The 18,902-nt window shown below is 37.0% G+C and carries 19 protein-coding genes and 1 riboswitch; of the genes, 14 read left to right on the forward strand and 5 right to left on the reverse strand.

The window, feature by feature from the left end:
* Positions 1-191: 191 nt before the first annotated feature.
* Complete coding sequence (gene cadA, locus AUF14_RS13850; protein WP_002372033.1) at positions 192-2,309, reverse strand: cadmium-translocating P-type ATPase CadA; 2,118 nt, start codon at positions 2,307-2,309, stop codon at positions 192-194.
* Positions 2,306-2,665, reverse strand: a complete 360-nt coding sequence (gene cadC / locus AUF14_RS13855) for a Cd(II)-sensing metalloregulatory transcriptional repressor CadC (protein WP_002372035.1) — start codon at positions 2,663-2,665, stop codon at positions 2,306-2,308. Before cadC ends, cadA begins: the two co-directional genes overlap by 4 nt.
* Positions 2,666-3,022: 357 nt before the next feature.
* Here cadC and arsC point away from each other — a divergent pair, with 357 nt between their 5' ends.
* Positions 3,023-3,430, forward strand: coding sequence for an arsenate reductase (thioredoxin) (gene arsC / locus AUF14_RS13860; protein ID WP_002372037.1), 408 nt, complete (start codon positions 3,023-3,025; stop codon positions 3,428-3,430).
* Between the two features lie 671 nt (positions 3,431-4,101).
* Here arsC and AUF14_RS13865 read toward each other — a convergent pair.
* Both AUF14_RS13865 and AUF14_RS13870 read right to left on the reverse strand, forming a co-directional pair.
* Complete coding sequence (locus AUF14_RS13865) at positions 4,102-5,241, reverse strand: hypothetical protein (protein WP_225844232.1); 1,140 nt, start codon at positions 5,239-5,241, stop codon at positions 4,102-4,104.
* A gap of 402 nt (positions 5,242-5,643) precedes the next feature.
* Complete coding sequence (locus AUF14_RS13870) at positions 5,644-6,348, reverse strand: helix-turn-helix domain-containing protein (RefSeq protein ID WP_016181804.1); 705 nt, start codon at positions 6,346-6,348, stop codon at positions 5,644-5,646.
* A 379-nt stretch (positions 6,349-6,727) separates the two neighbouring features.
* Between AUF14_RS13870 and AUF14_RS13875 the strand changes: the two genes are divergently transcribed.
* From AUF14_RS13875 to AUF14_RS13915, 9 genes are all read left to right on the forward strand, one after another.
* Positions 6,728-7,870 carry an efflux RND transporter periplasmic adaptor subunit gene (locus AUF14_RS13875; RefSeq protein WP_049219532.1) on the forward strand — a complete coding sequence of 381 codons (1,143 nt, stop codon included), beginning with the start codon at positions 6,728-6,730 and terminating at the stop codon, positions 7,868-7,870.
* Positions 7,863-8,540: an ABC transporter ATP-binding protein gene (locus tag AUF14_RS13880; protein ID WP_049219529.1), complete on the forward strand. Its 678-nt coding sequence runs from the start codon at positions 7,863-7,865 to the stop codon at positions 8,538-8,540. Before AUF14_RS13875 ends, AUF14_RS13880 begins: the two co-directional genes overlap by 8 nt.
* Complete coding sequence (locus AUF14_RS13885) at positions 8,537-9,742, forward strand: ABC transporter permease (RefSeq protein WP_048718200.1); 1,206 nt, start codon at positions 8,537-8,539, stop codon at positions 9,740-9,742. Before AUF14_RS13880 ends, AUF14_RS13885 begins: the two co-directional genes overlap by 4 nt.
* 166 nt (positions 9,743-9,908) lie before the next feature.
* Positions 9,909-10,502, forward strand: coding sequence for a helix-turn-helix domain-containing protein (locus AUF14_RS13890; RefSeq protein WP_016181800.1), 594 nt, complete (start codon positions 9,909-9,911; stop codon positions 10,500-10,502).
* A gap of 108 nt (positions 10,503-10,610) precedes the next feature.
* Positions 10,611-11,585: a tRNA dihydrouridine synthase gene (locus AUF14_RS13895; protein WP_049219526.1), complete on the forward strand. Its 975-nt coding sequence runs from the start codon at positions 10,611-10,613 to the stop codon at positions 11,583-11,585.
* 191 nt (positions 11,586-11,776) lie between these two features.
* A complete protein-coding gene (locus AUF14_RS13900) occupies positions 11,777-12,292 on the forward strand; it encodes a macro domain-containing protein (RefSeq protein WP_049219524.1) in 516 nt (171 codons plus the stop codon).
* Between the two features lie 69 nt (positions 12,293-12,361).
* Positions 12,362-12,748 carry an ASCH domain-containing protein gene (locus AUF14_RS13905; RefSeq protein WP_016181797.1) on the forward strand — a complete coding sequence of 129 codons (387 nt, stop codon included), beginning with the start codon at positions 12,362-12,364 and terminating at the stop codon, positions 12,746-12,748.
* 830 nt (positions 12,749-13,578) lie between these two features.
* Complete coding sequence (locus tag AUF14_RS13910; RefSeq protein WP_049219522.1) at positions 13,579-15,102, forward strand: helix-turn-helix domain-containing protein; 1,524 nt, start codon at positions 13,579-13,581, stop codon at positions 15,100-15,102.
* Positions 15,103-15,121: 19 nt separating this feature from the next.
* Entirely contained in the window at positions 15,122-15,421 is a 300-nt protein-coding gene (locus AUF14_RS13915; protein ID WP_049219521.1) for a nucleotide pyrophosphohydrolase, read from the forward strand.
* Positions 15,422-15,466: 45 nt separating this feature from the next.
* Here the strand turns inward: AUF14_RS13915 and gloA2 are convergent, their stop codons facing one another.
* On the reverse strand, positions 15,467-15,856 hold the full coding sequence (gene gloA2 / locus AUF14_RS13920; RefSeq protein ID WP_049219519.1) for an SMU1112c/YaeR family gloxylase I-like metalloprotein: 390 nt from the start codon (positions 15,854-15,856) through the stop codon (positions 15,467-15,469).
* Between the two features lie 73 nt (positions 15,857-15,929).
* Positions 15,930-16,019, forward strand: a riboswitch (TPP riboswitch).
* 123 nt (positions 16,020-16,142) lie between these two features.
* Here gloA2 and thiW point away from each other — a divergent pair.
* From thiW to thiD, 4 genes are read left to right on the forward strand one after another with little or no spacing between them, the layout of a single operon-like run.
* Entirely contained in the window at positions 16,143-16,622 is a 480-nt protein-coding gene (thiW, locus tag AUF14_RS13925; RefSeq protein WP_048717960.1) for an energy coupling factor transporter S component ThiW, read from the forward strand.
* On the forward strand, positions 16,619-17,437 hold the full coding sequence (locus AUF14_RS13930) for a hydroxyethylthiazole kinase (protein WP_049219517.1): 819 nt from the start codon (positions 16,619-16,621) through the stop codon (positions 17,435-17,437). Before thiW ends, AUF14_RS13930 begins: the two co-directional genes overlap by 4 nt.
* A complete protein-coding gene (thiE, locus tag AUF14_RS13935) occupies positions 17,398-18,057 on the forward strand; it encodes a thiamine phosphate synthase (RefSeq protein WP_049219515.1) in 660 nt (219 codons plus the stop codon). Before AUF14_RS13930 ends, thiE begins: the two co-directional genes overlap by 40 nt.
* A complete protein-coding gene (thiD, locus tag AUF14_RS13940; RefSeq protein WP_049219513.1) occupies positions 18,054-18,872 on the forward strand; it encodes a bifunctional hydroxymethylpyrimidine kinase/phosphomethylpyrimidine kinase in 819 nt (272 codons plus the stop codon). The genes thiE and thiD overlap by 4 nt, the downstream gene beginning before the upstream one ends.
* Positions 18,873-18,902 lie beyond the last annotated feature (30 nt).

Raw genomic sequence — 18,902 nt, forward strand, 5'->3', positions numbered from 1 at the left:
GAAAACACTGCTAGGACACTCCCAAATGGGTAGTTGTCACAGTTTCCTGTTCTTTGTTAGCCCCCTGTTAGAAAGAGGGGCTTGCCCATGCAGTCCGGCTACGCCGTCCTGCAACAGCATTAAAAAGAGGAAAGACTAGCTTATACGGCGCTGCCGTCGCTAGTCTTTCCTCTTTTTATGCTACTACTTGTCTATTTAGATTTAACTTTCATCAGTCGTAAGCCGTTCAAGGTAACTAATATAGTTGCTCCCATATCAGCTAAGATAGCAATCCATAACGTTAACCAGCCTGGAACTACAAGTAATAATGCTAATAGTTTGATTCCCAATGAGAAGGTAATATTTTGCTTAATGATTCTCAATGTTTGTCGACTTAATTTAACTATAAAGGGAAGTTTCTGTAAGTCATCACCCATTAAAGCTACATCAGCTGTTTCTAAAGCTGTATCTGTTCCAGCGCCACCCATTGCGATACCGACTGTTGAGGCAGCTAATGCTGGTGCGTCATTAATACCATCACCAACCATGGCGACTTTTCCATAGGTTTCCTTAAGTGATTTAATATAATCTAATTTATCTTGAGGCATCAAATCGCCTTTTATTTCAGTTACACCTGTTTGTTTTCCGATTGACTGAGCAGTTGTAGCATTATCACCAGTCAGCATTATCGTATGCTCGATTCCTAAATCATGTAATTTTTCAATGACTGCTTTACTTGATTCTCTTAACTCATCAGCTACTGCAATGACTGCTAAAATTTGTTTATCTGTTCCTAAGAGCATTGCTGTTTTTCCTTGTTGCTGAAGTCTTTGGTAATTTTCAATAATCTTTGAGTTATCTGTTAAGATAGATTCAAAAAGCTTTGGACTCCCTACAAGATAGGTAATCCCCTCAATGTTTCCTTGTATTCCTTTTCCAGTAATTGAAGTAAACTCGTCAACAACTACTGATTTATAAGAAATCGCTCTATTATCAGCTTCTTTTAAGATTGCTGACGCGAGAGGGTGTTGAGAATATGATTCTAATGCTGTAATAATTGAGAAATATTTCTCTTCGTCTTTTGAATCAACTGTAGTGAAATCTGTTACCGTTGGTGTTCCTTTAGTCAATGTTCCTGTTTTGTCAAAGGCAATCGCCTTGAGGCCACCAATTTCTTCAAGATAAATACCGCCTTTTACCAAAACACCATTTTTAGCAGAGTTTCCAATTGCTGAAACGATAGACACAGGTGTTGAGATTACTAAAGAACAAGGACAGCCAACAACTAATAAAGAGAGCCCTTGATACAACCAAGTATTCCAATCTCCGTTAAAAAATAATGGGGGAACGATGACGATTAATGCGGCAATCACCATAATGGTGGGTGTATAATATTTCGCAAATTTATCGACAAATGCTTGAGCAGGTGCTCGTTCACCTTGTGCTTCTTCAACTAGGTGAATAATTTTGGCAATTGTCGTGTCGTTCACATGCTTTGTAACTTTGACTTCAAGTGCACCTTCTTCATTAATCGTTCCTGCAAAGATATCATCATTAATATTTTTTTCAATAGGGACAGATTCACCGGTAATCGCAGCCTGATTTACTGAGGAATGGCCTTTAATGACTTGACCATCCATAGCAATTTTTTGTCCAGGCTTAATGATCATAATATCGCCTACTTCGATTTTTGAAACATTAATCATTTGTTCAACATTATTTCTTCTAATTAATGCTTCTTTCGGAGCAATATCCATTAGGGAACGTATTGATTGTCTTGCTTTATCCATTGAAAACCGTTCTAAAGCTTCGCTAATTGCAAATAAGATAACAACGATTGAGCCCTCAGTCCACTCGCCAATAATTGCAGCACCAATGATTGCAATTGTCATAAGAGATTCCATTGAGAAATTCAATTTTAATAGGTCTGAAAATCCTTCTTTAAACAAACTAAATCCGCCGATAATAATCGCTAGTATAAATAATCCTTCTGTTAATAGCGCATCTTCACCGTTAACTACTTGAGATCCTAATGCCAAAATAATTAAAAACAGTGAAACCAATAGGTTCCAGTTTCTTTTCACAAAAGGCTCTTTTGTTTCAATGCGAGGTTCTGTATCATGTTCGGACTGAACTTTAAGATTCTCAAAAGCTCCTGCAGCTTCAATTTCCGCAATAGTCGCTTCGCCTTCGATAGAGATTTTTCCGGCACCGAAATTTACTTTTGCATCGGTAACTTTTGGTATTTGAGAAACATTTTTTTCGAATTTTGCCGCACAATTCGTACAGCTCAATCCTTCAACCCGATAGACTTGTTTTTTTTCACTCATACTAGCACCTCATCTTCTAAATACAGTTTGGAATTTAGTAGTTGGACAAATTTATCATTCTTGATAGAGTAATAAACCAATTTCCCTACTTTCCGACTCACAACAATTCCATTTTTTTTCAATGATAATAAATGGTGTGAGGTTGTTGCCACGGTTGCCTCGATAGTTGCTGCGATATCACATACACATAATTCATCCTCATAACTTAGGGCGTAGATAATTTTTAAGCGATTCTCATCAGCTAAAATTTTGAAGACACTTTTTAAGCTCGAAATATCCTCAGTTTGTAACTTTTCTTTTCCTAGTAAAACTTTATCTTCATGAACACATGAGATTTCACAAATTTCGTTTTTCATACAGCTCCTCCTTTATTCTAATGGATATTTGAATGTAGTGTATCATAGATTAATAGAATAATCAAATTTTAATTTGAATATGTGAGGAGTTATATAGATTGTATGGATGCATCTATATAAGTAGTGATTTTCAAATTAGATTGAATCGAATGCAAATAATAAACTAATTAATTTGAACTGAAAGACAGAAGCATTTGACAAAACATAGATGATTATCTATATTTTTACATAAGCGCCGGCAGTTGGCATCTTAGTTGAAGTGCCAGTCATGTTACTGTTAGTTAAAATATCTAATCGCACAAAAAAATTGGTTCATTCAAAATCCATCAGAATTGTCTGATATCGGAGGAAATAATAATGAGAAAAATTTACTTTTTATGTACAGGCAATTCTTGTCGTAGTCAAATTGCAGAAGGCTATGGGAAAGCGATTTTGCCAACAGATGAATTTGAAATTAAAAGCGCCGGCATTGAACAACATGGGTTAAATCCTAGAGCCGTTCAAGTAATGGCTGAGGAAGGGATAGATATCTCTACGCAAACATCTGATTTGATCGATATGGATTATTTTAATCAAGCAGACCTAATTATTACGCTATGTGGCGATGCCAAAGATAAATGTCCAGTAATTCCAAAAGGGATTAAGCATGTTCATTGGGATTTGGAAGATCCAGCCAAAGCAACTGGAACAGAAGAAGAAATCATTAATAAATTCAGAGAAATTAGAGATGATATAAAAAGTCGTGTAGCGAATTTGCTAGATTAAGTAGCAACTGTCATCTATCTCGGTAAAAGATAAAAAGACGTAAAATGTCCTTTTGATAAATTGGAAAATTAAAGTAAAAGCCGTGCGAAGTGAAACATAAATCTTCGATGGCTCTTACTATTTTAAGAGAAAAGGATCTGCTTTTGGCGTAAAATTGGATTTATCTATCTGACATACTGACGAGTATTTTTTGACCCTATATTTGACCTTCTCAATCACATTTAAGTAGGTGTGACCGGCTTATACAATTATTCGAGAATCTAGTAGCTTAGCTAATTCTGGCCTTGAAACCCCTATTAGACAGCTATCCAGCCATCAATACGGTCTCAAATAAATAAGAGGGGAGGAATAACTCTAAAAAAGATTGATAAACTAGTAAGAAAATTGTATTCAACTACCATTCATCTTTGGTTCAAATTGGTTCAAGTAATATCAATATTAATCCTATTTTATCCATATCAAACTGTTTTTTAGATGTTTGTAATGTTGATATAATTGGATTTCTATTGATAGAAGTACTTGTAATAAGTACGAGTCACATCTCAAAACGTTAATTCGTTTATACAGAAATTCAAAGACACTTTCCAATTGGGAAGTGTCTTTTTTCTATTTAAAGGTCCATTTTTTTTCTAAAAGTATTTTCGTTTCAGATGGAGTAGTGTTGCGTATAATTATTTTGTCAAAACGCATGTGAAGATGTAATTTGAGATATCTTTTAAATCGTTGGTCAAGTTATTGATGGAGATTGGAAGAATAAATTTTCGCTCTTGATTTAGTAAGCAACGTTCGCAAACGATAAAACAATGAATGTTAAAAAATAATTCAGGGATATCGTCGATGGAATAATAAATCTCATCATTGATAAAAAAATAGTTTTCTGAAATGATCTTGTTAATATTGTTCCTAAACAACATATGAGAGTATTCATCTTTAGCAACAATTATGATGGGAATCTTCTTTTTTTCACCTTTTTTTAAAAGCGGCATGACTTGTTGACAAAACTGCAAAATGATTGATTCAGACATGGTGATAGTATTTGAAAAGTATTCTTTTAACCAAGCACATATGATTTTACTTACTTTTTCTTTTATATGGAAATCATTGCTGTTTATAAAAAAGTATTGGTTAAGTAAAAACTCATTAATTCCGAAAGAGGTGGTATAGACTAAATCCATCAAGGGTTTTTCAAATTCCATTTCCCCGAGTAGATTCATTTCGAATCCTGCCTCGAAATTTCTGATCAGCTGAACAACAGAAGGATGACTTTTGATTAAACGGGTACGATAGTATTGATAGTCTACTTCAATTAATCGGTAGCTTTCTGGGTTGTAAGGCAAATTTTTATAAACAAAAGAAATGAATGCTAAATTTTGATCATCCATCTCTACGTTTTGCTGTAAAAAGCAAGTGTTGATGCTATTAAAAATAATTCCTGTCTTCAAAAACGCGATCGTTTCGGCTTCTATCATTAGAGTATCTCTTCTTGTAAGACTTAAAAAAATTGAGTATTGCAGATAAAGCAGACTTTTTTTACTGAGTCTGTTTTTTAAAAGCTCACTTATAGCAAGCGCAATTTTTTCAGATTGGAAGAAGAGCGGATTTTTATTAAGCTCACTAATGCCAATTCCCCGCATCCAGATAGCTAAAAAAATATACCTTATTTTCAATTTATTATCGAAGTCAATTTCTCCTTCAGAATTGAGTCCTAAACTTTGCCGAAAATATCTCTCAGACTTCTTTTTTAAATTGAACACTTTGGTCACTGAAATAAATTCATCCTCAGAGATTGAAGTATAATTATTTTTTCCCAAAAGGTATCGGTAGCATACTCTCAGAAAAAGTGAATCTAAATATAATTTGCGAACCAACTCATAACAGCTAGTGTCCGGTTTAAATTGAAAGGATAATTCTGATCGGGATATTTTATAGGAAACTAAGTCGTTTTCTAATTTAGAGGCGATCGTATAACAATCCTTTTTGATTGTGTTAAAGCTAGTATTTATATTCGTGGCCAGCTCGTTTATTTTTATTTGTCTACATTCATATAGTACATAAGTGATTTTAACTCTGCGCAGGATATCTTTTTCTATAAAATTGTCTATCAATGAACTGTCTCCTTATATTGTTAAACCTAATAAAATAAGCATCCTTCTATTTGTTATGGTGAAGATGAGGTGAGTAATCAACTTTTTCTACAAGCCTCTTAGACTTAGTTAGCTCATATTTTTTTCTATTTCACTAAATAATAAGTCACCTAAAAAGTATCCCTTATTCCAAGACGTGGTCAATTCGCCATCAGGAAACTGATAGATAGCTAGTTTCTTTTTGATTCGATTGGCTAAGTTAGAAAGCTGGCATAAATTGGATCTTGTTGCTTCTGTCTCCCAAATTAAAGAGCACATCTTTTCTCGAGAGAGCACTTTCCCATCTTTTTGATAGTCATAGAGATGGTACAATAATTTTTTTTCGTTTGAAGAAAGACTGAAAAAGAATAGCTCAGAGTTCTTTTCTTTTTGTAAACTATGATTCTTTCCAGCAGCAAAAACTGTATGTTCCTGCTCGCTTGCGAGTTTAGCAATCTTTTCCGTGATCTCCATATCCGTTGCCTCGGGTTCAATCCAATCATCAATTACATTGATCAAATGAGAAAATTCTGACTTCGTTAGATCTTCTTTATTCCCTTTTCTCAAAATAAACAAACCATTTTTCTTGAAGAAGGCATAAGACTTCGAAATATCTAAAGTAGAGACAGTGTCACTAAAAATGACCAATGAGAAATACTTGATAATTTGTGGAAAAAATTGAGCATCATTTAATAAATCGCAAGAACAATATACTTCATCATTTGAACGTTGTAGGATTGCTTGCAAATCTCTTTCAACCATTAAATTTTTTGTTATGATTAATATTCTTGCCATAAATACCACTCCTATCAGCGAATAAATATTGAGGGATTAGTTAAAATCATCTATTAATAAATTCGCCTTATTTCTTTGTTATTACTGCAATCTTACAGTATCAAAAATAGGCTAAATATTTTTTCCTTCTTTTTAATTTTTTTAATTCATAAATTAAATTTTTAAATAAAACACAATTGGATATCAACGCATAACCTATAATTCGTTGTTAATTATAAAAGCTCGCATCGATCTCACGAGTATATTTAGCTTTATAAATGAAAAGACTTAGAAACTTTTTCGGCATTACTTTTTTGTTAGTTTATACTATGTTGATTCGATGTTGAAAAATTTTCTGACCTTGTAAACTGACTATAGAAAGTTTATTTGGAGGAAATTTATGAAGAAGAAAACGAAGCTTATGTTAGTCGGAGTGATCGGTGTAGTGTTAGCCGGATGTGGCTTTTTTGCATTAAATTCTAAAAAGAAAGAATCGCCATATCATGTCTTTACAGTAAAAGCAGCTGATCCGTTACAACTTAAAGGTAAAGTTGAACCACTTAAGAAGCAGCTCTATTTTTTTGATGGAAATAAAGGGAGAATTAAAAATATTCCTGTAAGTAACGGTGAAGAGGTCGCAATCGGAACGCCATTAATTGAGTATCAGAATGAAGCCGTGGAAAATGAAACAGTCTCACAGCGGCATGCGGTAGAAAAAAGCTCATTAGATGCTTCACAAGCAGAGGCGACTGTAGCGGCAAATGAAAGACAAGTACAAACAATTACCAATCAAATCAATGATACACAGCAAAAAATGACACAAGCAAAAGAAGAAGAAAAGACGGCTTTAAATGAACAGTTAAAACAGCAGCAGGGAGAATTGCAAACAGCGAATGATCAATTGAGTCAATCACGTTTTGCAGTACAAAGTGCTTATGAGGATGTTCAATCGGCTAAAGATGTATTAGCTGGACAACAGAAACAAGCATCATCGACAGTCAGTTCAGAAATTGCGGGGATTGCCTCGGTGGATGAAAAAGGAAAAGGCAGTCCTGAAGTTCCTGTAGTAACGGTATCTAGCAAAGAGAAGCAGGTCAAAGGAATTGTTACGGAATATGACTTAGACAAATTGGTGCCTGGTCAAACAGTTCAAGTAACGACGGTCGGCAATGATAAAAAAGTTAACGGAACGATTAAAAGTATTGCTACTAGTGCGTTACCAACTAGCGGGGACAACAGCAATGTCGCTTCCTACGAATTTATTGTAGAAGGGGACTTTCCTTGGACAGATGATTTATCAACTTTAGTAACTTTGCAGCAAAAGCAGCTTTTGTTGCCTGATTCTGCGATAAAGAAAACAAAAAATGAACAATATGTTTATAGATATGTAAATGGCAAGGTCAAGAAAACAGCGATTCAAATAGTAACTGTCAGTGGGCATAATATAGTACAAAAAGGATTGAAAGCCAATGATAAAATCATTGAAAATCCAGATGATGAGCTAAAGGACGGTTCGGAAATTCAGGTAGCTGCGAATGATTAAATTGGAGCATGTGTATAAATATTATGAGACCGGGGACACACAGTTAACTGTTTTAGAAGATGTCAATTTTTCAATTGCCGCAGGAGAGTTTGTCGCCATTATGGGACCTTCTGGATCAGGAAAATCGACATTGATTAATCTTTTAGGATTTATTGATCGTCATTTTGATGGAAGGTATCTATTTAATGGACGTGAAATTGGAGATTTCAAGGATGAAGAATTATCTGAGATTCGCAATCGTTCTGTAGGGTTTGTTTTTCAAAATTTTAGTTTGATTGAAAATTTGTCAGTAGCTGAAAATGTTGAGCTGCCTCTTTTATATAAAGGGGCTAAACATAATGAAACACAAAAGAAAGTGAAGAACGCCTTAACAAGAGTCGGATTATCAGAAAAACTGGATCAGCTTCCTAAACAATTATCTGGTGGACAGCAGCAGCGAGTAGCAATAGCGCGAGCGTTGATTAATCAGCCAAATTTTATTATTGCAGATGAACCAACCGGAGCACTGGATACCCACACAACGGATGAAATCATGCAGCTATTCAAGCAGCTTAACGATGAAGGTGTAACAATTATTTTAGTAACACACGACCCTGAAACAGTTGTCTACTGTGATCGGCTATTAAAAATCAGAGATGGGAAAATGATCGAGGAGGTGCTGCAGTCGTGAGAAAGTACATACTCTGGAGGACCGCCTTTCGCTCCATTTTTAAAAATAAACGTCGTAGTTTCTTAACAATGGTGGGTATCATTATTGGGATTGCCGCAGTTATCACGATCGTTGCTTTAGGAAATGGGTTTAAACGAAACATTTTATCTGAGACAACTGGTACAGATGAAACAGGACAAACAAAATACATCAATATTAAATACAATGATTTTGATAATTTGGTCAGTGACAATAGCGGTATCTCGCAGACTGATAAAGATATGGTTGCAAACTTGCCGGAAGTAAAGAATGTTTCTTATTATAAAGCAACGAAAAAAGATAGTAATCCAACGGTGGATTTTTATGATAAGAATACGAAGCTGTCAATGACCGTTAATCCGACGAAGGAAACAAATTTATCTATTTTAAACGGACGTCAGTTGAATGCAGCGGACAGTGATAGCTTGAATAAGGTTGTCGTTCTTGATGAGGTTGTAGCAAAACAGCTTTTTGGTTCAAAAGAAGCGGCATTGAATAAAGGCTTTGATTTAAATGGTCAAGTTTTTACAGTTGTTGGTGTATCTGCAAATACTTCGGGTGAAATCGGACCACAAAACTATGAACCATTGGCCTTTTTTCCAAAAAAGACGTACACACGCTATTTAGGAAAAAAAGAGGATCATTCCGTTTTAGCTATTAAGTTCAATGCGAAAGCGAATAACGAAGCGGCAATGACCAAGGTATTAAAACAGCTCAACATGAATGGTGAGAGTCGAACGCTAGGAGAATATCAAAGCTATGATCCAAGCTCTGAAATTAAACAACTAGGATCAATGCTAGATCAGATGACTCTTTTTATCAGCGCAGTAGCGGCTATTTCATTATTTATTGCGGGTGTGGGTGTAATGAATATGATGTATATCTCGGTCTCAGAACGAACAAAGGAAATTGGGATTCGGCGTGCACTTGGGGCAAATGCCAAATCAATCAAATTACAATTTCTGTTTGAAGGAATTGTTTTAACAGTAAGCGGCGGTATTATCGGCTATATTTTAGGTATTCTGATTGCTTTTGGTGCGTCCTTTGCACTGCCGTTTTCTGTTCGCCCTGATATGATGACGGTATTCATTTCGATCGGGACTTCGGTTTTGATCGGAGTAGGCTTTAGTTATTTACCGGCCTCAGCTGCAGCAAAAAAAGAATTGATCGATATATTGAAATAACTACTGCTTTTTAAACAGCTGTTTTAAGGAATCAATCAACAGTGACTATTATTTAGCTAAACCTTCTGAAAATGGTAAAATTTAAGTATTCAACTAATAGTTGAGCACAAATTTTATGATTTCAACAGAAGGTTTATTGTTTGTTAGAATACTGGAGGGTATATTCATGGTAGAGATCGGAGCTAAAATCAAAGAGTTGAGAGAAGCGAAAAAAATGTCGCAAAAGGATTTGGCTGATTATCTAAATGTGACTCCGCAAGCTGTTTCAAAGTGGGAGAGAAAGAAAAGTTATCCTGATTTGGACATGCTGGTTCGATTGAGCAACTATTTTCAGATATCTACGGATGAACTTTTAGGAAAGTCAAAACCGTCATTTTTGGCTTCTTTCTTTTCTAAAATCAAAGGAGAAGAGAACATGGACAAGTCGATCGCGATTAAAAAATATCCTGAAGGTAAGGTTCCTAAAGCAGTAAATGTTGAAAATATGGCTGGATTTCTACGGATTACTTTTGATAATGATGAGATTCGATATCTAAGATCGCATCTTTTTGAGGGGATGATTGATCTTTTCTCTCCAAGTAGAGGAAAGGGGAAACGTGGACCATTGATGTTTGGAAAATATAATTCCTATAATTGGATCGGTTCGCAGTTTGAAATCAAAGAGTCGGGTGAAGTAGTTCTAAATGGTACGGATTTCTATTCACCAGAAGAGCTTTGGTATGATAGTAAAGAACATATTAATGAAATTACCTATCCTTAGTTTGCACTAAGGATAGTTTTTTCATTAGTCAGGAATTTGTATTTTTGCTTCTGCCTTAAAATCTTAGTATAATGACGTTGTTTTGATGTTTAGGAGGAAGTATACATAATGAATAATAATTTTTGGGCGGAGCTGCCAAAGCCCTTTTTTATACTGGCACCGATGGAAGATGTGACGGATGTGGTGTTTCGTCATGTGGTAAAAGAGGCGGGGGCACCGGATGTTTTCTTTACGGAGTTTACGAATTCGGATAGTTTTTGCCATCCGGATGGAATCGAAAGTGTTCGTGGACGATTGGCCTTCACAGAGGATGAACAGCCGATGGTGGCGCATATCTGGGGAGATAAACCAGAATTTTTCCGTGAGATGAGTATCGCGTTAGCGGATATGGGCTTTAAAGGAATTGATTTGAATATGGGTTGTCCGGTACCGAATGTCGCGGAGCGTGGCAAAGGCAGCGGCTTGATTTTACGTCCGGAGGTTGCGGCAGAATTAATTGAAGCGGCCAAAGCGGGTGGGCTACCAGTCAGTGTGAAGACACGGCTTGGTTTTACTGACACTGCTGAGATGGAGGAATGGATCAGTCATTTATTGAAGCAAGATATTGCGAATCTTTCGGTTCACATGCGAACGCGTAAAGAGATGAGTAAGGTGGCTGCGCATTGGGAGCTGATTCCTCGAATCGTAGAGCTGCGGGATGAGATCGCGCCCCAGACATTGATTACTATTAATGGAGACATTTTAGATCGTCAGATGGGGCTGGAGCTTGCTGAAAAATATGGTGTGGACGGCTTGATGATCGGGCGTGGGATTTTTAAGAATCCATACGCCTTTGAGAAAGAACCGCAAGAGCATTCGCCGAAAGAATTAATCGGTTTGCTGCGATTACAGCTTGATTTGCAAGACAAGTACGCGGAGCAGGTTCCTCGTTCGATTGTTGGATTGCATCGTTTCTTTAAAATCTATGTTAAGGGATTCCCCGGTGCAAATGATTTGCGGGTGAGCTTAATGAATACGAAGTCAACCGCTGAGGTTCGAGAGATTTTGGCTGATTTTGAAAGACAGCATGAAGAAATTTTCTAAGTGTCATTTGTGATAAAAAAATAAAAGGGTGGCTGATTCTGCAAGTAAATAGCAGGATTAGCCACTCGTTTTTTCATTTCAAGGAGTCAGGTAATGATCTAGGTTCTATTATTCCCACGATTCTTGTTAGCTTGGTATAATAGAAAGGAGCGATTGCATATTTCATATCTAAAAAATCAAGGAGTGTTTTTATGATCGAAGTAAAATTAGGCGATATTTCTCGTCTTGCTAATCGAGTAGACGCGATTGTGAATGCCGCAAATACAGCCCTAATTCCTGGTGGAGGTGTAGACGGCGCTTTAAATCAGGCAGCTGGTCTAAAATTGAAGCAAGCGATGGCTAAGATTGGTGGAACTCCTACGGGAACAGCCGTGATAACGCCAGCTTTTGATTTACCAGCAAAGTATGTAATCCATGCGGTAGGTCCACGTTATATTGATGGCCAACATGATGAAGAAACATTATTGTATTCAGCCTATGAAGCTGTTTTCCAATTGGCACGAGAAAATGATATACAAACACTTGCAGTACCGGTATTGAGCGCAGGCATTTATCAGTACCCCAAAGAAGCGGCAGCCCGCGTTTTATACAATGTAGCGAATCGAGTTGAAAATCAAAGGATTGCTACTCAAGTGATTGTATTTGATGACGTTTGGCTGGAAATTTTTAAGAAAATTAAACGTGATAGTAAAGATGAAAGCGATTAATTATTTTTATCAGAATTTGGATAAAGTGATAAACTAGTCTATAAATAAGCGAAAAGTGAGGCGAACAATTTGAAAGCTATCTCGATTCATCCTGAGCCAGTAATGGATATTCTACTAGGAAAGAAAAAAGAGGAATACCGATCATGGACAACCCATCATCGAGGACCTTTATTAATCTGCTCGACAGCTATTAAGACTCCTGGTTGCATTTCAGGTTATGCTGTTTGTATTGTTGATTTAACCGATGTAAAAAAATTGGCTGACGATTCTTATGCATGGATTTTTGAGAATGTTCGTTGTATCAAACCGTTTCCAATTAAGGGGCAACGCCGGCTTTACCATGTGCCAGATGAGCAGATTGTTGTACCAGTGGAAGGTGAATTTAAGTTTGATGATGGTGAGAAGGTTGTGACTGAAAAATTTTGGCAAAACCATTATCTAGCGCTGATTAACTAAAAATTTTAGAGAGTACGAATATCAGGTTAAATTATGTGAAACTTGATGTGAGCATAAACGGCTTCTAGCTAGCGATTAGAGGCAAAGAATTCTTAATAGTCAAAAGGCAGTTTCTTACTGTTGATCACTGGTACTGGGATTATACTTTTATCATGTAATATTAGCCTTTATATTGGATAACTATAACACTGAATTAATAGAAATAAAGACAAATGGTCTTTAAGAACTGACCTAAAAGATTGAGACAGTAATAAAAAATATTTTTCTAGGCTGCTGATTTCCGAAATTCTATCGGAGATCGGCAGTCTAGTTTTTGTTGAGTTAATAAAGAGGTAATTCTATTTCATTTCAGGTTATTGTGTCAGGTCCTTACTTTAGCCCTTGCTTTTTTATTTTTTGAAAAAAATTGGGATAACCTATAATCGATGAATTTTTTAACGGAAAATGCTCAAAAATGATGATATTAACAAATAAATAGCCTTTAAAATTGCTTTTAACGTTTTTTAATTTGATTTGAATTCACTATTTTTTTACTTTTTCCTCTTCATCTTAAAAAAATCAATCTGTTAATTACGTATTTTGAATGATTTTGACTAAAAATTGTCACCACCATCTATTTATATTATTATTTGTTAACAACATTAGAATATTTCAAGTGTTTGATATTTCTTTTACTTTAAAAATGGAAAATTACTGAGAAAATGATTTATTGATCAATAGCCTTTCATTTTTTTATCAAAGTACAAAAATTATGAAGAAATGGCGGATGATGACGGTCAGCTAAAGGGGAGAGTTTACTAGCAAGTCGTTCTTTTGAGAGGAGAATGATCATGGATTTTCGTTCAGTTTTAGGAACAAGCAACAAACGGCGATTAGCATTATTAGAACGACTCTATTATCGTCGTGATGGGTGGTCGAGCGATCAATTATTAAGCGAGCTGAATTGTTCGCTGCCAATTTTATTAAATGATATTGAGTTGATCAATGATGAATATCCTAGTTTTCAAATTACGAAAACAAAAGGGATTTATCGATTGAATGTGGGGAAAAGAGTTAGTCTAGGGAATTTATACGCGAATATTTTGAATACTAGTCCAGAATTCCAGATTATTGAAGAGCTTTTGTATGAGGAGTGCGAAAATATTACTGCATTAGCTAAAAAACTGTACCTCAGTTCTTCAAATACACAGCGTTATTTGAAAAAGCTAGAGAAAATCTTATCATTGGCGGGCATGGAATTATGTTATCGACCATTGCGAGTAGAGGGAAACGAAGGAGAAATCCGAAATTTTTATTATCGATTTTACAGTGAGAAACAAAATGCTTTTGAAAGCTCGATGCCGAAATTACCAACGAAGCACTACCATATTATCGGAGAATATGTAGAAGAGTTTGTCAGAGTGAATCAAATTCATGAAAAATATGTTTTTCAAAAGCGCTTGATTTATAATTTCTATATTAGTATTTGGCGAGTGAAAAATGGTCATAGTTATCCAAAAGGAGAGCTGCGGACTGAAGGATTGTTTTTGCCTATGGATATCGAGTATAAGAAACTAAGACAAGCCGTTCGAGAAGGTTTAGATCTAGAATTGACACCAGAAATGGTGAGGGAAGGCCTATGGTTAATTTTTTCTGATTCGATCGTATTCAGCTTTCAACACCGTGAACTTGCTATGACAGATAATGCAAACTATCAGCAGCTATTTATGCGTCATTATGAACTCGTGGAAGAATACAATGAGATGCTAGGCTATCGATTAGAAAAACAAAGCAGAATTGACTTAGCGACAGTTTTATCAAATGATTTTTATATGTATGATCCCCAAGGGCAATATGTCTGTTTACTATGGCGTAACAGAACTATGTTTTTATCGGAAGCATCAAAAATGTATAGTCGCGGTGTAGAAAAAATAACGAATTTAGTAAAAAGATTTGTAGCGAAATATGAGATGTATCAGGAAGAAGATTTTATCCGTAACTATGTCTATCTACTGATTACGATGGAAGAAAGGTGTATGGAATGGTTGGCAAATCAAGAACCACTATTAAAAGTTTTGTTATTATCTGATTTGACGCCTACAGAAGAAAGCTTTTTAGCGAAACAAATTTCTGATACAATTTATGGAAACTTCATAATCAATCATTTTGAGAATCTATCAGGAGGAATCGCTCAGTTGCATTATGAGTTGAAAAATTATGATTGCTTGATTACTACAGGTTCAGCTGAAGGCTTGCCGAATGATTATCCCGTAGTCGTAATTGATCCTTTTTTAACTAGTCAAAGTACACGTTGGATACAAGAAATGATCAGTGAGCTTGAAGAAAAACGGAATTTGGTCACTATGATAGAATAGTAGCGAAAGAAGGTTGAGTATGGATAATAATAGTATGGAAAAAATCAATCAATTTCGCGATGAACGAAACTGGCGTCCTTTTCATAATGAGAAGGATTTAGCCTTGTCGATCTGCTTGGAGGCGGCTGAACTATTAGAGCTTTTTCAGTGGAAAGATTCCGAAGAAGCGAGGACACAAACGGAGCGATTGAAGGAAGAATTAGCGGATGTACTGATTTATTCTTACATGATGGCAGATAATTTGGACTTTGATATTAACGAGATCATTAGTGAGAAATTGAAGAAGAATGCGATTAAATATCCGGTAGAAAAAGAGTAGATATTCGATACTAAGTCGCAAAAAAAGCAGAATTTTCTGCTTTTTTTATTCATGTAATTCCAACGGTAAGCCATCTGGATCAAAGAAGAAGGTCATTTTCTCTCCAGTAAAATCATCGGTTCGCAAAGGCTCGCAATCAATACCGTGACTATTTAAATAAGCGACTGTTGCTTCGATGTCCGTTGTTTTAAACGCAAGATGGCGTAAGCCTGCTGCTTCTGGAAAGCTAGGACGCTTTGGTGGATTTTTAATAGCGAAGATCTCTAATTCCGCATCATTTAGCTGTAAATCCAATTTATAATCTTGGCGTTCTGGTCGGAAATTTTCACGAATGATTGGCAGACCAAGAATATCTACATAAAAATGTCGTGCCTTTTGATAGTCTGAAACGATGATAGCGACGTGATGGATGGCAGAAAAAGCTGGTTTTTGCATGAGTAGGTCCTCCTTTTTTCTCATTATAAGCTAGTTGGAATAAAAAAAGTATGTTATACTCCAATCAATTGAAGAGAAACATTTGGGGTGCTTTTTGGCTGAGATTATACCCATGGAACCTGATGCAGTTAAAACTGTCGCAGGGAAATGTAGCTAGTTGACTGATCGTACCCGACCATTTTGTTTTGGTTGGGTTTTTCTGTCTTTTACTCCTTTTGTTTCTTGTAGAAAGGAGTTATTTGTCGTGGAAAAAAGTAAAATTCATAAGCTGACGTTATTGGCTCTAATGATCGCATTAGATGTTGTGTTGTCTCCCTTGATGCGGATCGAAGGGATGGCGCCGATGTCCAGTGTGATGAACATTATCGCTGGAGTGTTGCTAGGACCATTTTACGGAACAGTCATGGCGTTAGTCTGTGCATTGATACGGATGACGATGTTGGGGATTCCGCCTTTAGCATTGACGGGTGCAGTATTTGGTGCATTTTTTGCTGGTTTATTTTATCGTTTAGGAGGAAGACTGATTTGGTCAATGCTGGGTGAAATCGTGGGTACAGGAATCATCGGTTCGCTCTTATCCTATCCTGTAATGGTCTGGTTTACAGGGAGTCAAAATGAGCTATACTGGTTGATTTACACTCCGAGATTTGTCGGAGCAACGTTGATTGGTTCGGCGATTGCTTTTGTTGTGTTGGTTAAATTGCAGGAAACAACGATTTTTAAACGCTGGCAGCGGTTGTTTTCAAGTGAAAGGATGTTTGGATGATCAAAACGAATATTTCAAAGGGATTTCCATTAGAAAATGCTCCGTTAGTTCATTGTATAACCAATGAAGTAACCTGTGAAACGGTCGCAAATGCACTGCTTTACGTTGGTGCAAAGCCGATTATGGCTTCTGATCCTCGGGAGTTTGAGGAATTATTTCAACAAACAGATGGGTTGCTGCTGAATATCGGACATCTGTCGGAAGAACGTGGGACCAGTCTGTTGGCAGCGAGCAAACTAGCAAATAGCGTTCATAAGCCAACGGTGGTAGATTTGGTCGGTTATGGCGTCAGTCGGGTTCGAAATCAAGTAGGGCGTTCGTTGGTGGCGGAAAATCCAACAGTAGTGAAAGGCAATATTTCTGAACTACGGAATTTTTGCGGGCTGTCGAGTCAAGCTCGTGGAGTGGATGGTAGTGAGCTAGATCAAAGTGAGGAAGCAATTGCTGAATTATCGGAAGCTATGCAGAAGTTAGCGGCTCTTTATCCGAAGACCACGTTCCTAGCAACAGGTACTCAAGATATTATTGTCGATCAAGAACGTATTTTTCATTTAATGAATGGTGTGTCTGCGTTGGATCGTTTTACCGGTACAGGCGATGTTGTAGGTGCGTTGATTGCAGCTTTATTAGGCAGCGGAATGAAAGCGATTGATGCGGCTGTAACTGCGGTTAGCTATTTTAATCTTTGCGGTGAGCAGGCAGGAGATACGATCGGTTTAGCCGCTTTCCGGCAAGAGACGTTGAATCAGCTTTCAATATTGATGGAGGAGAACTGGTGGACAAAAGTGAAAGGACGGGAAATGCAGTGGACTTAACCTTATATTTAGTGACTGGTCGGTATGATTTTCACGACGATCAATTTTTAGCGGTGATTGAAGAAGCCTGTCAAAATGGCGTGACATTAATTCAATTACGAGAGAAGACTTTGTTGACGGGTGCTTTTTATGAGCTGGCTTTGAAGGTAAAAGCTATTACGGATCGTTACGATGTTCCTTTAATTATTAATGATCGTGTTGACATTTGTTTGGCAGTCGACGCAGCAGGAGTGCACATCGGAGATGATGAGATGCCGGTGGGTATTGTTCGTTCGCTCATTGGTACAGAAAAAATTCTAGGGGTATCAGCAAAAACTGTGGATCGTGGCTTAGAGGCTGAAAAGGCAGGAGCGGATTATTTAGGGATTGGTGCTATTTTCCCGACAAAAACGAAAGACACTGCTTTGACTTCGATTGAGACGCTAAAAGCGATTAATGAGGCAGTGACGATTCCAAGTGTTGCGATCGGCGGTATCAAAGAAGAAAATCTATCTGATTTTCGCGGAACAGGGATTGATGGTGTTTCGATTGTTAGTGAGATCATGTTAGCGGAAAATGTTGGTAAAAAAGTTCAGGCTCTAAGGGGAAAAATAGCAGAGGTATTGGAGGAACATGTATGATCAATTCAACACCACAAGTCGTAACGATCGCAGGTTCTGATTCTGGCGGTGGCGCTGGAATTCAAGCCGATTTAAAAACGTTTCAAGCTCGAAAAGCTTTTGGTATGAGTATCATCGTAGCATTGACAGCCCAAAATACTTACGGAGTGCAGGATAGTATGGCGATTCCCAGTAGTTTTATCGAAGAGCAGTTTGATTCTCTAGCCGCGGATTTTACGATTGGTGCGGCAAAAACCGGGATGCTGGCGGATGTCGAACGTGTGGAAACTGTCGTGAAGAAATTGAAGCAAGTCGATTTCGGTCCCTTAATCGTAGATCCTGTGATGGTGGCTAAAGGCGGCCATCACCTGTTGCAAAATGATGCAGTGAAAACCATTAATGAGAAACTATTGCCGTTAGCTACCATCGTGACTCCGAATTTACCAGAGGCAGAGGTGATCATCGGACAGCGAATCGTTACGGATCAGGAGATGATCGAGGCGGCGAAGAAGCTGCAAAATTTGGGCACGAAAAACGTTGTTGTTAAAGGTGGGCATAGCCAAAATAAAGAGGCTGCTGATTTTGTTTTACTAGCATCAGGAGAAAGCTTCTGGATGAGCGCTCCGAGAATGGAGACCGCCAATACTCATGGAACAGGCGATACCTTTTCGGCTTGTATCGCCGCTGAGTTGGCAAAAGGGAAAGATTTGAAGGAAGCGATCATCATTGGAAAGAAATTTATTCAAGCCGCAATTAGTCAACCTATTTTCGTTGGGCATGGTCACGGACCAACGAATCATTGGGCAGAGATTTCTGATGACATTTTGATCAGATAAAAAGGAAGTTGAGGTCATCTCAACTTCCTT

The organism is Enterococcus avium (assembly GCF_002891025.1).
GTDB classification, from domain to species: Bacteria; Bacillota; Bacilli; order Lactobacillales; family Enterococcaceae; genus Enterococcus_A; species Enterococcus_A avium.